Below are 15,915 nucleotides of genomic sequence, written 5' to 3' on the forward strand. Positions count from 1 at the left end.
CCCCTACTTTTGGTGATGAGCCATTATATCCCACGTTTTGTAATAAATTGTATTATAATTAATAATATCTATCATTTATTACTCATCCCTTATTATAAGAACAATTTCTTCACAAGGAGTGGAATATATGCAATTAATGGATACAGTCAGTGAATTCGATAGTCGCATCTCTCCTACGTTTGAGGCACTATCAATTAAAGTTATTTCATTTTCTACTGCGGACGGTCCCCATCAAAAGGATTATCCAATTGAATTTGAAATACTCACACGCACCAAGATTGATTTGTACACACAAGAAGCGATTACACATATTATAAGTATCCAAGGTTACATCCCTGGTTCCATTTCCATCGGACACCAACATGAGTCACTTATTATTATTCCCCAAAGTGTACACATTGAATGCAACTACAAGCTTCTAAGTATCGACAAAAAAGATATGCAACGCATCTTACAACACTCCCAGCCGAGTCTTCATTATAGTGAATGGCTAATCGATGTCATAAAAAATGCAAATATTATTGTAGAATTAAAAACCAATCAAAATACCTTAACTGAATGGCCGCTCGGTATAAAGTCAGCCGTTATATTATAACTAGGACGAGACATACTTATATAGGTATGTCTTTTTATCTTCATTCAGCTGAAGACTCACACCACATACGGTGTGAAATGAACCCAGAGATGGTTTCCTTAATCAGTCTATCCATTTTTGTTGCTTGTCTATCATATCAACTTTCTCTTGATTCTGGAATTCCCATTCTGAATATACTCCTATATCACTAGAAAACTTTGCAAATCAACACATTTACCGATGAAGCGCTATAATAAAAAGACCTAGCTCAATATAAGCATTTCTACTATGCCAGCTCATTGTTGTTATAAAAGTAATTACAATGACAAGTGATCTATAAGGAACAGAAAAAAATACTCTTATAGAGAATTAACTTAACTTCGGAGGAATTACATATGAATATCAAAAATGCTTTACAATCATTTTCAACTATGACACACTCAGCGCGCCAACAATTTTTGTTACAAGAGGGCGATTGGTTGCTACAAGAAATGTTAACGCACATCGGTTCACCAGATGCAGAATTACGAGACCAATTAATTTATCGCACTTTTATTGATTTACTCAGTGACAATTTACTAAGCAACCAACAGCTTCAATATTTATTTGATACAGCAACAGGTGACGATTTTTTATACGGAAACATAGGTGAAGAAATGACAGATCATGTCTTTAAACGTTCATTTTCAGCTTTACTTGTAGCAAATCTTCTTGCAAAGGATGCCGAACTACTAATCTTAAATGATGAGCGCCTACAAATTTTCTTTCAAAAGATTGGTCGTTATTTATTATTGGAAAAAGATACAAGAGGTCTTGTTCAAGACAAGGGTTGGGCGCATAGTATTGCACATGGTGCCGATTTAGCAGCTATGACGATTAAACACCCTAAGTTTGATTTACAGCATGCACCTTCAATTTTGCATGCATTGAAACTTGTTTCTTGGAAAGGTACTGTCTTTGTCAACGACGAAGAGGAACGCTTAGTTAATATAGTTGAAGCGTTATTGGCTTGTGACTACTCCGAGGAAGCATTAATAGAATTTATCGAGCAAGTATTTGATAAATTTGAAATTCATTTAATGACACAAGGCTATAACGAATCATTTTTTAGTGGACGTACAAGCACACTAAATTTAATGAAAACATTGTATTTCGCCTTAAAAATGAATAACCTAGCCCCAAAACTTCAAAATACCATCTATGGACAAGTAGCAAAATGGCTAAAGCTCGGAGCGTAAAAATTCGTATTCTCTCTTCTTAGAACTTCTATTTTCGTCCTCACAACCTAAATTCAGCAAACTAGGAATATTCTTAGTTTGCTATTTTTACTTCGAGACACTTTTTTACTTTTCAGAAAAAACATAATTAATCCAACTTATGGAATTGCGTAATTATATTAACATAATTAATATCAGTTTCCATAATCATCCTTCCCATTCGTTCCTAACATTGAGAATTCATCCTGATATATCCTTTTTATCACTTTTTATTGCTTTTCATCTACTCTTTTTTTTAAAAAAACGCAACAAAAAAGTATTCAATACCTTAAACTGACGCCGATTTTATTACAAATTGACGTCTAAAATGTGAAATGATATTTTCACAAAAAAAACTGTTTACTTAGTTAAAGATGATAAACTCAGTATTTTCAACGTTTTAACAGTGTTTATTTTATAAAACATAATAATACCAATATTGAAATAACGTTTTTTGTTCAAAAAATGTTCATATTCATCCCCTGTTTGCTATTAATTCAATAACAAAATAATTTTTTTTCTTTCAAACGAGGCGTATAATCACTGTTGCAAACAACGACATTTGTTCTGTCGATTTATGACACATTGTCTACAAATCGATTACACAGATTAATAACTTTGCGAACGCTTGCACTAGACCAATCAAATACTAGATTCAATGTTTCATATTGAACCATACCATTGTAAGCATTTCTTATTATTTGATTGGTACGACACTTAAAAGAGGTGACCTTATTTACCCACTATTTATAAATTCGAATCTATACTCAAACACATGAAATTTATGAATAGCCGTTTTATAGAAAGGAGACAAACATGAAGAAAAAGTTAAGCTTAATGTTTTTAGCATTTGGTGTGTTAGCAATTCTTACTGGCTGTGAGCCGCTAACAGTCTTTGATACAAAGGGTCCGAATGCCAAAACATTATCAGACACAATTATTTTATCCATTATTACAATGGCCTTTATATTACTAGTCGTGTACGTGCTTTTAGTAGTTATGCTAACTAAATACCGTGCTTCAAAAACACCTGCCGATTATGAGCCTCCTCACGAAGAGGGTAGTCATCTACTTGAAATAATATGGACAGTTATTCCAATTATCATCGTAGCATTCTTAGCAGTTGTTACAGTAAAAACAACAAGTACAGTTGAGTCTCAACCTGAAGGTTATGACAATAAAGAACCACTTGTGATTTATGCATCATCCTCTAACTGGAAATGGCACTTTAGCTATCCAGAGCAAGGGATCGAAACTGTGAACTATGTTAATATGCCTACCGACCGTCCAATTGAGTTCAAACTTTACTCATTCGGACCAATCACAAGTTTTTGGATTCCTCAGTTAGCTGGTCAAAAATATGCGATGAGTGACATGGTAAACACTATTCACCTTGCAGCAGATGACGTTGGCTCATTCATGGGTCGTAACTCTAACTTCAGCGGTCGTGGTTTTGCTGAAATGGAATTTGAAGCGCAAACGATGACACAAGAAGACTTCGATAAATGGGTTGCCGATGTAAAGGCAAACGAAAAACCATTAACAGAAGAAAAATTTGATGAGCTATTAGCTGCTGAACATGTTGGTCGTTCAAGCTATTCATCTACACATTTAGAATTTAGACCTGCTCCTATGGAACACGGTGACATGAAAATGGATGACATGGATCATAGTGACATGGACATGTCTAAAGATGAAATGGATCATTCTAAAATGAACCAAGAGGATCACTCTAAAATGAATCATGAGGATCATTCACAAGAAAAGTCTGAAGAAACAAATTCACATTAATTTTTAAACATGAAAGGAGCGCATCCAATGAGCATGGAAGAAATTTTCCATCCACTGAAAGAACCGATGATTATGGGGGCAGCTATTAGTATCATAGTTGGAGCAGTGGTTATCGCAGTTGGCCTTACTTATTTCAAAAAATGGGGCTACTTCTACAAAAACTGGCTATCAACTGTTGACCATAAAAAAATCGGTATTATGTATATCGCCACAGCACTTTTGATGCTATTCCGCGGTGGTATCGATGCATTGTTAATGCGTGCACAAACTGCAGTTCCTGATAATGGACTTCTTGATGCACAACACTATAATGAGATTTTTACAACACATGGTATAATCATGATTTTATTCATGGCAATGCCATTCGTAATTGGTTTAATGAACATTGTTATCCCACTACAAATTGGTGCACGTGACGTTGCCTTCCCACGTCTGAATGCAGTCAGCTTCTGGTTATTTGCTGCTGGTTGCGGTTTACTAAACCTATCATTTATCATTGGTGGTTCACCAGATACTGGTTGGACAGCCTACTTCCCACTAGCAGGGACAGAATTTAGTCCAACTGTTGGGAACAACTACTATTCTTTAGCTTTACAATTATCAGGGATTGGTACGCTACTGACTGGTGTTAACTTCATCACGACAATCATTAAAATGCGTGCACCTGGTATGACATTAATGAAAATGCCAATGTTTAGTTGGTCAATTTTAATTACAAACGTTATTATCGTATTCGCTTTCCCAGTATTAACTGTAGCGCTTGCATTAATGATGTTTGACCGTCAATTCGGTACACAATTCTTTGCAATGCAAAATGGTGGTATGGACATGCTTTGGGCCAACCTATTCTGGGTTTGGGGACATCCTGAGGTTTATATCGTTATCCTACCTGCATTCGGTATTTTCTCAGAAATCATTGCGACATTTGCACGTAAAAACTTATACGGCTATAAATCAATGGTTATGAGTATGGTTGTTATTTCGTTACTATCATTCTTAGTATGGGCCCACCACTTCTATACAATGGGTCACGGCGTTATGGTAAACAGCTTCTTCTCTATTACAACAATGGCGATCGCTGTTCCGACAGGGGTTAAAATATTTAACTGGCTGCTCACAATGAGGCACGGTAAAATACAATTTACAACCCCTATGCTTTATGCACTTGGTTTTATTCCAATCTTCACAATTGGTGGGGTAACAGGGGTAATGCTAGCAATGTCTAGTGCGGACTATCAATATCATAATACGATGTTCTTAGTTGCCCACTTCCACTATGTATTAATTCCAGGTACAGTATTCGGTGTACTTGCAGGTTACCACTACTGGTGGCCAAAAATGTTCGGTTTCCGATTAAACGAAAAACTAGGGAAAATTGCTTTCTGGTTTATCGCAATTAGCTTCAACGTAGCTTTCTTCCCTCTATTTATTTTAGGTTTAGATGGTTACGCTCGTCGTATGTACACTTACTCTGCTTCAACTGGATATGGTCCATTGAGCATGGTATCGTTCATCGGAGCAATTGGTCTTGCTGTCGGCTTCGCGTTAATCGTATACAACATTTACTACAGCTGGAAACATATGCCTCGTAATGAAAAAGCAGATGTTTGGGATGGTCGTACGTTAGAATGGGCTACTCATTCTCCAGTACCTGAATACAACTTTGCAGTAGTTCCGACTGTTTCACGTTTAGACGAATACTGGTTCGCTAAAAAAGAAGGTCGCGATATTACAGCAGGTAAGATCGAAAAAATTCATATGCCTAACAACACTGGCGCACCTTTCTGGATGAGTGGATTCTTCTTCCTTGCAGCATTTTTCGCTGTATTTAGTTTATGGACTCCAGCCATCATTAGTATGCTATGTGTATTTGGCTTTATGATACATCGTTCATTTGAAAAAGATCATGGTCGTTACATTTCAGTTGAAGAAGTTATGGCAACTGAAAAAAGCTTGAGAGGTGATAAATAAAATGAAAATCGATTCTTCACTTCCATTAGAATATAGTACAGAGGAAAATCGCCTGAAAATCTTTGGTTTCTGGATTTTCCTTGGTGCCGAAATCATGTTATTCGCCACACTATTTACAGTGTATTTCACACTTCATACACGTACAGGTAGTGGCCCGAATGGCGCTGAAATTTTTGAATTAACACCAGTATTATGGGAAACATTCTTATTATTAACAAGTAGTTTCACAATTGGCCTTGGTGTTCATGCAATGCGCCTTGGCAATAAAAAAGCGATGATGACATTTTTCATCATCACGCTTATATTAGGTCTTGGCTTCTTAGGTATTGAGATTGATGAGTTTGTCACTTATGTTCAGGAAGGTGCTACAATTCAAACTAGCGCATTCTTATCAGCATTAATGACTTTACTTGGTACGCACGGTGCCCACGTAACATTCGGTTTCTTCTGGGGCGTTGCAATTTTAATCCAAGTAGCAAAACGTGGTTTAAACCCACAAACGGCTAACAAAGCGTTTATCTTCTCACTGTACTGGCACTTCCTAGACGTTGTTTGGATTTTCATCTTCAGCTTCGTCTACTTGAAAGGACTGATTAGCTGATGAAGGAATTATTCCCAAAACAACATGTGATGGGCTTTGCCTTCTCACTATTACTAACAGTTGTAGCTTTAGCTGTTGTTAAGTTTGATATGTCTGCTAACATGGCACTTGGTATTTTACTAGTGACTGCTATTGCACAAGCAACTGTACAATTAGTATTATTCATGCACATCGGTGAATCTGAAGATAAGAAAGCGTTATATATAACGATTTTATATGCAGTATTCGTAGGTGTTGTTACAATCCTAGGTACATTATTCGCAATGATCTGGGGCTATAACTGATAAAAAAAGTCGAGAAAATGATTTCATTTTCTCGGCTTTTTCTTTTTGGAAAAAATTTTTTTCGTCAGTTTATGAACGCCCTTTCGCATAACTCACATTAGGTACAGTTAGTCCTAATTATTTTATGCTCTAATAGCAACGAATAACTCTAATGCCTCGAACACTGAATCAACACTAGATCCTGTGCTCACCTATTTCAAGTCAAACATCAATTTCCAAAAGTTGTAAGGTAATCTATCAACTAGCTCAACTGACACCCCCTGAAGCTCCAGTCGGAACGGAAATCAACCACACATTATAGTGATGATGAGCCTTTTAACTTGAAAATCTCGGCTTTTAGAGAGTATTTACAAAACTTATTTTAGGCTAAGTGCATAAAATCACTGTCAGCAGCAAGGGATAAGATACTAGTTGAAATACTCCTTTACTACAACATCAACATCATTTGAATCTTCTAGCAAAAAAACTGATTACTAGCGTTAGCTTACTGACTTTTATGGCTCATCACCAAAAGTTGTGGATGACATTTTTTAAAATATATGCGCTGTATTTTAGTTGATCTTCGTTACGACTGGGCGACTCCTTGGGGATCAGCGATAGAGGAACGAAGACTAAGAGCATCACATCCTGTGATAACGCCTTCGTGACCAACATCGTGTTGGTCCGAGACCCTGGAGCGAGCAACGCGAGTGAAGCGGCTCATCGGACGCCCCCAGGAAGCTCTGCTCTGAGCGAAAGCAAAGCGGCTGTTTTATCTGCGCGAAAGCGAAGCGTCAGCAATTGTTTTATCTGTGCGAAAGCGTAGCGACAGCAACAACAAATGTTTTCTGTAGCGAAAGCAAAGCGGCAGCTACAAAGCGCCCAGTCGGAACGGAAATCAACCACACGTTTTGGTGAAGAGCCACTTTTATACCACCTTTGCAATATTTTACTATAGCTAATAAAGAATTTTTTTACATCAATCATTATTCATGTACTACTTTTTCTTGTTATTTAACTAAGCACGAAGACTTATAAACATAAGGATAAATTAGGAATTTACTATTATTTCGACATTGAATTAGCATTATTTTATAAATAATGAAACTTTTCCTTTTATAGTAATGTATACTAGTAGATATTGTTTTTTACTAAGAATAGGAGATGAAATTAATGAACAAAGTTTTTAAAGTTTTAAGTGTTGGAGCACTAGCACTAACACTAGCTGCTTGTAACAGTAGCGCTACCCCAACGAAAGACTCAACTAAAAAAAGTGATCTCACTTTAGAGCAAGTTTATGACAAAGCGGTAGAGCGTCAAGCAGACGTTAAAAGCGTGAGTGCAAAAATGGAGATGTCTCAAAAAACAAAAGCTGGATCAGGTGATCAAGCTATGGAGATTGCCATGGATTCAAAAATGGAGATGGATGTAATCTCTGATCCACTTGCTGCGCACATAACAGGATCAATGACAATGCCTGATATGACTACTGAAGGCAAAACTATGGATATGCCGATCGATATGTACATGAAGAAGGATCAAGGCTTTTTCATGAAGGATCCAACAACTGACGGCTGGTTTAAATTACCAAGCGAACAATTTGATGCAGTTTTAGAGCAAACGGCATCATCTGCAAACGCTAAAGAACAATTAGAGCAGCTTAAAAAGTTTATCGGTGATTTCAAATTTGAGCAAACTGATGATGCATATATCTTAACGTTAGAAGCAAAAGGTGATAAATTTAAAGAACTTATCGATTCTGAAATGAAAAAGTCAATGAAAGACCTTGGTCTTGAAGAAAATCCACTTGATAACATGACAATCGATAAATTAAATTACGTTCTGCAAATCGATAAAGAAACTTTCGATACAGAAAAAATGGATATGAATTTTGATATAAAAATGAAAGTTGAAGATCAGGAAATATCAACGTCAACAAAATCAGTTGTGACTTATACTGAATTCAATAACTTAAAAACAATTGACATCCCACAAGACATTATCGATAAGGCAGCAACAACACCACAATAATTAACATAGTATCTTCAAAGTTTATAAAAAAGAAATCTGCGTGCTTCCTATAGGAATTGCACGCAGATTTCTTTTTATTTGGAATACCAATTCAATTTAAAACACCTTTTTAACGAACAATTAGAACATCGCATTTAGCATGTCGAACGATTCTCTCTGCAACTGAACCTAGTACCATCTTCTCAAACGGATTTAACCCTGTTGCGCCACATACAATTAAGCTAACATCAGGTAGTTGAGTTAAAATCCCTTTCGGAGAACCAGTTTCTACTACAGTTTCAATTTCTTTCACCCCTGCTTCTAACCCTGTCTTTTTTAGATTTTCTATTTTACTTATATTCTCTTTTTTTAATTCCTCAGCGTATTTTAAATCATAAGCGGAAATTGACCCAAAGGACTTTGTATCAACGACATTAACTAACATTAAAGTTGCATCATACTGTAATGCTAATTCAGTAGCTTGTTCGAATGCATTTAATGACTGTTCTGAAAAATCAATTGCCACAGCAATTTTTTTATAATTATTTTTTGGCATAGTAGTTCTCCTTGTCCTCAACATAATTGAATGTTTTTTATCATTATATCACAAATGGAATTCGATACAGTTATTGTCATAATTTATTCCCAAAGAGCCCAAGTCTTATCATTGCTCGATGTAAAGAGCTGAAGAACCATCCCTTGCCGTTTTTCGCTACCTTCAGAGCATCCTACGAACAGAAGCATTGTTAGCAATTTCGGAATGATATTTTTCTTTAACTTTTCTTCACCTTTTTCTTTTAACTCCAAAAGAAAAAGACGTCACTTAGACGCCTTTTCCATTATGCTTTCAAACTCTAATATTTCACCTTTAGCCTTTGTTTTTTCCAGCACCTCTAAATACTCTTCTTTTCGATTGATGAGTCGTTCCTGCTGCAATTTTTGGTATGAATTAAGAAAGTCATAACTAGCTGCTTTTTCCATTAACTCACCTCATAAAGTAGATTCTATTATCACTATTATAATGTTGGTATTTTTTTCTGACAATTATATTTATTGTTTTTGATTATAACGTACCAATTGCATGAAGGCTAAAAGATATAAATTATTGGCTTAACATTCGTAGTTGTCTAAACTTCTTAGACATATTCCCTATTTAGAGTAATTTAACTTTAGATTCAATCCCCTCTCCCTAGGTATCTAAACCCAATGGAAAAGATAGACGACATCCACCAGAGATTTTAGGCCAACACGATATTGGTCACTCAGGCGTTTTCAAAGGAGGTGAAGTTCCTCTTTTCAGCGGATGTTTAGAAAACAACTAAAACAACTTAAAAATCCGCCAGACTATTCCTGTCTAGCGGATTTTATATTTTTAGACTATAAATGAACAGAAACATTACGATTTAAAACATATTTAGCGGCCTCAACATATTCTGTTGCTGCTCTTTGGCTAATTGCTGCTGTTGGAACGATGCTTTCAAAGGCATGATAACAGCCCGGATACAAATGAAATTCAACATCAACACCAGCCTGACATAGCCTTGTTACATATTGTAATGTTTCATCACGGAAAGGATCTAATTGACCAACACATGTATAAGTAAATGGTAAACCAGATAAGTCTTCTGCTCTTGCAGCTGCAGCATATTGTGACACATTATCACTACCATTCTCCCCATTTAAATACATTTCCCAACCCTTTTGATTTAAATCATGATTCCATATCATATGTCCTGTAATCTCCAAAGAAGAAGGCGTATTATTGCGATCATCAATCATTGGATAAAGTGGCATTTGAAAGCTAAGCTTAGGATAATTTCTATCACGAGCTAGCAATGCTAAGGCTGCTGTTAACCCACCTCCCGCACTTGCTCCAGCTATGCCAATACGGGCACTATCAATGCCTAGATCAATTGCATGATCAGCTATCCATTTTAGAGCTGCGTAGCAATCCTCAATTGGTGCAGGATATGGATGCTCAGGTGCGAGTCGGTAGTCCACTGACACTACGATACAATTTGCTTCATTCACGAAACGTTGACATAGTAAATCATCGCCCTCTGGAGCACCTATTACATATCCTCCTCCATGAATCCATAAAAGTGCTGGTAAATCCCCTGTTTTTTCCTTCTGCTTATAGATTCTTATACGCAGTGAATCATTATCATCTGGTCCTTGAATAACTTTGTTTTCAACAGAAATATTGTCAGCTATCGCAGCAGGTTGAGCAGTAGCAGCCATCCCCTCTCTAGTAGCCTCTACATTGTCTAAATCTAAAGGCGGGAATAGTGATAACGTTTCTCTTAGTTCTGGGTTAATACGATTTTCCATCCTTTTCATCCTTTCATCTTAAGAAGTTAATCCACCATCAATCGTCATAACTGCACCATTTACATAAGAAGCATTCGTTGAAATTAAGAAACTGATCACATTTGCAATCTCTTTTGGTGTTGCGAGTCTTCGCATAGGTCCGTTTTCCTCTGGACTCGACTCTAATCCCTTCGTCATATTCGTTACAACACCACCAGGGCATATAGCATTTACTCTTATTCCACTAGGACCATATTCGATGGCTGCTGTTTTTGTTAGTCCAATGACACCATGTTTACTCGCTGCATAGCCACCTAAATATGGCTGACCTTGAATGCCTGCTGCAGATGCAGTGTTCACAATAACTCCTGATTTTTGTTGCTCCATTTCTTTTAATACATATTTTAAGCCTAGAAATGCTCCTTTAAGATTAACGGCTATAACTTTATCAAACGTCTCTTCTTCTATATCTCCTAATAAAGATGGAGGGCTTAATATACCAGCATTATTAATAAAAATATCAATCTTCCCAAAGTTCTCCTTTGCTGCTGCTACATACTTCTTGACATCCTGACTTTTGGACACATCTGCATGTACAAAAATAGCATGTTGATTATGTTCTTTTACAGCTTCTAAAGTTTCTTGACCATTGTTGTCATCAAAGTCTACTAAAACAATCGTCATATCCTTTTTCGCTAAAAGTTTAGCAGTTTCTCTTCCTATACCGCTCCCAGCTCCCGTAATAATTGCAACCTGCTGTTTCATCCCTAGTTCTCCCTTCCTCGTACATTGGTTAAGACATTGTTTTTAATTTTTGCAACGTAAAACCTTCAAAATTGTTTTGGGCAATCTCAATGCAACGTTTTGTATAATAATCAAATCCTCCAAGATAAATTAAAAAACTTCGATGCTTTCCAGCAATATTGGCGCCCGTGTACCAAGAGTCGCCTTTAACATATAATGTTGTATTTGCAACTTCACGACAATGCTTGCTCCATTCTTCCTCTGCCTGCACATTGGTATCCATTAAATCTATGTCGTGCTCACGTAAATATTCAATACAATTAGCGATCCATTCAACGTGCTGTTCAATAGCAATTGGCATATTGACAAGCACCGATGGACTTTCGGGACCTGTAATCATAAACAAGTTTGGGAATCCTGCCGTCGTTAAGCCTAAATACGTTCTAACCGACGCCCCGTTCTCCCATTTATCTTTTAATGCAATGCCACCTCTTCCTTTAATATCGATTTTAAACAATGGACCTGTCATACCATCATAACCAGTAGCGAAAATAAGAATATCTAATTCATATTGATCATCCGCTGTTTTAACACCAGTTTCTGTTATTTCATCTATTGGTGATTCCTTTACATCAACTAATAAAACATTGTCTCTGTTGTATGTTTCAAAATAATCGGTATCTAATACTTGTCTTTTCGTTCCATACATATACTTCGGACTTAGCCTCTCTGCTACTTTTGGATCTTTGACAATTTCACGGATTTTCGAGCGGATAAAATCTGCAGCCTTTTCATTCGATTGTTCATTTGTTAATAAATCATTATAAGACATCGCAAAAGCAAATCCGCCTTCTGCCCAAGCATCCTCAAAAACCTGCTGCTGTTTGCTTTCACTATCCTCCATAGCAGATCGATCATTTTGTTGGTGAGGTGAACCAGCTACAGAATTCCTCATAGCTTGCTTTAATGTTTCAAAGTTTTCCTTTGTACTTCGAATAAATTCCTCATCATAAAAATGGTTTCGTGCAGGAATTGTATACTGTGGTGTACGCTGAAATACTGTTAAATGCTTTGCCTCTTTTGCTAATACTGGAATTGCTTGAATTCCACTCGAGCCTGTCCCAATAATCCCTACTCGTTTTCCAGTAAAATCAACTTTTTTATGTGGCCAATGCCCCGTATGATACCACTTACCTTTAAATTGATTTAATCCTTTCATGTTTGGAATATTTGCAGCTGATAAGCAGCCTATTCCTGTAATAAAATACTTTGCATACACTTGACTGCCATTATTTAAATATATTAGCCACTTACTACGCTCCTCATCAAAATGGGCAGCATTTACACGTATATTAAATTGAATATCCTTACGCAACTCAAAACGATCTGCTACATAGTTTAAATAGTTTAATATTTCCTCTTGCTCCGGGAACCTAGATGTCCAATTCCATTCCTCATATAATTCTTTTGAAAACGTGTAATTATAATAAATGCTTTCAACGTCACATCTAGCACCAGGGTAGCGATTCCAATACCATACGCCCCCTACTCCGTCCCCCGCTTCATAAACGACTGTAGAAAATCCCTTACTCCTTAGTTGGTATAACATATAAAGTCCTGCAAACCCTGCTCCAAGTACGACAGCATCTACCTCTTTGATTGAATGATTTTTCACTCACTCTTCCTCCCCCACCTCGTAAATTCGGCTCATCACCATAACGTGTAGTTGATTTCCGTTCCAATTAGACGCACGCTTTCCTAGGGACATCCGATAAATGGTATGCCTTTTAACAAATGTCATCTACAACTTTTGGTGATGAATCGTAAATTTATAAACAGTCATAGAAACTTACTTCCACAGTTCCACAAATCTAATATTCAAAGAAAAGAATGAATATCTTAGCATTAATACTACAGTTTACAGAAAATATTGAAAATTCCTCATTTTATGCGTAGTATATACTTAAAAAAGGGGATACATCATGCCAAGTCTTTATACCATTCAAAAACATTTTGACACTATTGATAATTTTTCAAATCATGAAGAGTTATTGATACATATTTTGCAGGTATATTTGAACTCATTCCCTATTAAAGATGCTTATTTATTGAGATATTCTCCAATAGGATTTGTTGCTGAAGGCATTATTTATTTAAATGAATCTGAAGGAGCTCATATCGGAGAAATTAGAGAGGAGATACGTAGTTTTCCAATAATTTATTCTGCCATTATCGATAAAAAGGCAAAATATTGTACAGGCATGGATTATTTAAAAAACATTAGTATTAAATATGTTGTCGACTCTAAACACAACAAGCTTTTAATCGTGCCTATATTTATCGGACCATATGTTTTTGGCTATATTTGTAGCACTCACTTTAAAGACGATATCGAAATAAACGATACGTTTCTAGATGATTTAACTAGCTTTGGTCATATGGTTGGACATCTATTAATTCAATCCAATAGGAAAAGTAAAGATATTTCCCTTAGTAAACGGGAGTTAGAGGTTATGATGCTGGTTGCTAACGGAGATAGTACGAAGGAAATTGCAAATATTATGGATCTAAGCGAATTAACGATCAATCAATATGTAAAATCCGCCATTAAGAAGCTAAAGGCTAAAAATCGATCCCATGCTATTAGCTTACTTTATCAGCAAGGCATTATTTTATAAATAAAAGAAGGGGATTCTCCCATCCCCTTCGTTGTAAAGTTATTAACTTGAAATCTATTATAGAAAGTTTCTTTTCAATCACTCTATTATATAATTTGTATTCTGTTCTTTTCGCTTTAATCGACCATCAAGGGACCAATTCGTCCACATCCTTAGAGCATGTTCAAATGGACCACGTTTATATCTTTTTAAATACAATACACTGCCTATGCATTGTGCACAATATATTACTAACCCAAATAACATTCCATTCAGGATTCCTAATTTTCCGTACAGCCCAAAACCGTATCCCAAAAATACAGTTGTACAAATAATAGATTGCATTAAATAATTAGTTAGAGAAAGCTTGCCGACACATTCAAGAGCATAAATAAAAGATGACGTACTCCATTTCTTATAGAGTAAAGCAGCCACACATACATAACCTAGTGCTAGAACTTGTGCCCCACTCATCTGAAGCATAGTCGATAAATCTCCTTCTTTTAAGCTCAAATATTTACATAATAATCCAATCGGTACAAGTATCATACCTAACCTATACCACTTTTGCTCCCGCTCCATATTTTCAAATGCTCGTATTTTCGCAAGAGCCATGCCAAGTAAAAACAACGGTACATAGAATAAAGGTGCTACTAGTAATAGAATTGATCCTTCCTGTTCAGGCATCAGCCTACTTAAACGATGATTCACGACATCTAAATAACTACCATGTGCATAAACGTTATTTGCTTTTTCAATATACGCATCTATCTCCTGCTGATTTGCTGTAAAATCCAAGTTAATATTCATCATAAATGCAACTGAGCATACAAAGCAGATACTAGCCCATATGATGATCGTTTTTGCTTTTCGATTAATGAATGGTAACAAAAACAAAATCATAATACCGTAAAATAGGAGTATGTCACCTTCCCATATAAAAGTAGTGTGCAGCCAGCCTAATAAAATAAGCCCCATGCTTCGTCGAAGTATAGCCCACCGACTTTTCAGCCCTTTTTCACGAACAGATTCAATTAACTTTATAAACGAAAATCCAAATAAAAGCGTAAAAATAGGCATAAAAGATCCGCCGATAAACACCCTTACAAAATCCCCTGCACTTTGCGACGATAAATTTTTTAAGGCTCCATGCATACCATATTGAAAAACTACTAAATTAGCGAGCAAAATCCCTAGCAAACTAAATCCACGTAGACTATCAATAAACGAAACCCGTTTCACTCCCACCATGTTTCCCCTTTCCATTCATTTAATCAAAGGATAACGAAATAACCTTATCGCCATTTAATAGTTATCTTAAGGTGGTCTTAAAATTTGGCTCTTCACCAAAACGTGTGGTTGATTTCCGTTCCGACTGGGCGCTTTGTAGCTGACGCTTTGCTTTCGCTACAGAAAACATTTGTTGTTGCTGCCGCTTCGCTTTCGCACAGAGCAAAGCTTCCTGGGGGCGTCCGATGAGCCGCTTCACTCGCGTTGCTCGCTCCAGGGTCTCGGGCCAACACGATGTTGGTCACGAAGGCGTTATCACAGGATGTGATGCTCTTAGTCTTCGTTCCTCTATCGCTAATCCCCAAGGAGTCGCCCAGTCGGAACGAAGGTCAACTAAAATACAGCGCATATATTTTAAAAAATGTCATCCACAACTTTTGATGATGAGCCTAAAATTTGTAAAATAAGTGTTATTTAAGATTTCTACCGTAACGCGTGTTATTTCCGC

15 protein-coding genes are annotated in these 15,915 nt (G+C 36.5%); 8 read left to right on the plus strand and 7 right to left on the minus strand.

What is annotated here, in order from left to right; translation table 11 throughout:
- Positions 1-127: 127 nt before the first annotated feature.
- The 7 genes from QUF91_RS19870 (at position 128) to QUF91_RS19900 (ending at position 8,487) form a co-directional block, all read left to right on the plus strand.
- On the plus strand, positions 128-595 hold the full coding sequence (locus QUF91_RS19870; RefSeq protein WP_289419123.1) for a hypothetical protein: 468 nt from the start codon (positions 128-130) through the stop codon (positions 593-595).
- A 374-nt stretch (positions 596-969) separates the two neighbouring features.
- A complete protein-coding gene (locus QUF91_RS19875) occupies positions 970-1,812 on the plus strand; it encodes a DUF2785 domain-containing protein (RefSeq protein WP_289419124.1) in 843 nt (280 codons plus the stop codon).
- Positions 1,813-2,646: 834 nt separating this feature from the next.
- Positions 2,647-3,621: a cytochrome aa3 quinol oxidase subunit II gene (gene qoxA / locus QUF91_RS19880; RefSeq protein ID WP_285398496.1), complete on the plus strand. Its 975-nt coding sequence runs from the start codon at positions 2,647-2,649 to the stop codon at positions 3,619-3,621.
- Positions 3,622-3,648: 27 nt separating this feature from the next.
- Entirely contained in the window at positions 3,649-5,592 is a 1,944-nt protein-coding gene (gene qoxB / locus QUF91_RS19885) for a cytochrome aa3 quinol oxidase subunit I (protein WP_285398497.1), read from the plus strand.
- A gap of 1 nt (position 5,593) precedes the next feature.
- On the plus strand, positions 5,594-6,193 hold the full coding sequence (qoxC, locus tag QUF91_RS19890; protein WP_285398498.1) for a cytochrome aa3 quinol oxidase subunit III: 600 nt from the start codon (positions 5,594-5,596) through the stop codon (positions 6,191-6,193).
- Positions 6,193-6,477 (plus strand): cytochrome aa3 quinol oxidase subunit IV, encoded by a 285-nt coding sequence (gene qoxD, locus QUF91_RS19895; RefSeq protein WP_285398499.1) that lies wholly within the window; start codon positions 6,193-6,195, stop codon positions 6,475-6,477. The genes qoxC and qoxD overlap by 1 nt, the downstream gene beginning before the upstream one ends.
- Positions 6,478-7,629: 1,152 nt before the next feature.
- Positions 7,630-8,487: a DUF6612 family protein gene (locus tag QUF91_RS19900; protein ID WP_285398501.1), complete on the plus strand. Its 858-nt coding sequence runs from the start codon at positions 7,630-7,632 to the stop codon at positions 8,485-8,487.
- A gap of 109 nt (positions 8,488-8,596) precedes the next feature.
- Here the strand turns inward: QUF91_RS19900 and QUF91_RS19905 are convergent, their stop codons facing one another.
- The 5 genes from QUF91_RS19905 to QUF91_RS19925 form a co-directional block, all read right to left on the minus strand.
- On the minus strand, positions 8,597-9,022 hold the full coding sequence (locus QUF91_RS19905) for a universal stress protein (protein ID WP_289419125.1): 426 nt from the start codon (positions 9,020-9,022) through the stop codon (positions 8,597-8,599).
- Positions 9,023-9,285: 263 nt separating this feature from the next.
- A complete protein-coding gene (locus tag QUF91_RS19910) occupies positions 9,286-9,447 on the minus strand; it encodes a hypothetical protein (protein WP_285398504.1) in 162 nt (53 codons plus the stop codon).
- Positions 9,448-9,843: 396 nt separating this feature from the next.
- Entirely contained in the window at positions 9,844-10,797 is a 954-nt protein-coding gene (locus tag QUF91_RS19915; RefSeq protein ID WP_289419126.1) for an alpha/beta hydrolase, read from the minus strand.
- An 18-nt stretch (positions 10,798-10,815) separates the two neighbouring features.
- Positions 10,816-11,541 carry an SDR family NAD(P)-dependent oxidoreductase gene (locus QUF91_RS19920; RefSeq protein ID WP_289419127.1) on the minus strand — a complete coding sequence of 242 codons (726 nt, stop codon included), beginning with the start codon at positions 11,539-11,541 and terminating at the stop codon, positions 10,816-10,818.
- A 28-nt stretch (positions 11,542-11,569) separates the two neighbouring features.
- The gene (locus tag QUF91_RS19925; protein WP_289419128.1) at positions 11,570-13,195 is read right to left on the minus strand and encodes a flavin-containing monooxygenase; all 1,626 of its coding nucleotides are present in this window, start codon (positions 13,193-13,195) and stop codon (positions 11,570-11,572) included.
- A gap of 307 nt (positions 13,196-13,502) precedes the next feature.
- Between QUF91_RS19925 and QUF91_RS19930 the strand changes: the two genes are divergently transcribed.
- Entirely contained in the window at positions 13,503-14,198 is a 696-nt protein-coding gene (locus QUF91_RS19930; protein ID WP_289419129.1) for a helix-turn-helix transcriptional regulator, read from the plus strand.
- 78 nt (positions 14,199-14,276) lie between these two features.
- On the opposite strand, the gene QUF91_RS19935 is transcribed toward QUF91_RS19930, so the two are convergent.
- Both QUF91_RS19935 and QUF91_RS19940 read right to left on the minus strand, forming a co-directional pair.
- Complete coding sequence (locus QUF91_RS19935) at positions 14,277-15,425, minus strand: DUF418 domain-containing protein (protein WP_289419130.1); 1,149 nt, start codon at positions 15,423-15,425, stop codon at positions 14,277-14,279.
- 64 nt (positions 15,426-15,489) lie between these two features.
- Positions 15,490-15,666, minus strand: a complete 177-nt coding sequence (locus QUF91_RS19940; protein ID WP_289419131.1) for a hypothetical protein — start codon at positions 15,664-15,666, stop codon at positions 15,490-15,492.
- Between the last annotated feature and the right edge of the window lie 249 nt (positions 15,667-15,915).

This window comes from Lysinibacillus sp. G4S2 (assembly GCF_030348505.1).
Lineage (GTDB): Bacteria > Bacillota > Bacilli > Bacillales_A > Planococcaceae > Lysinibacillus.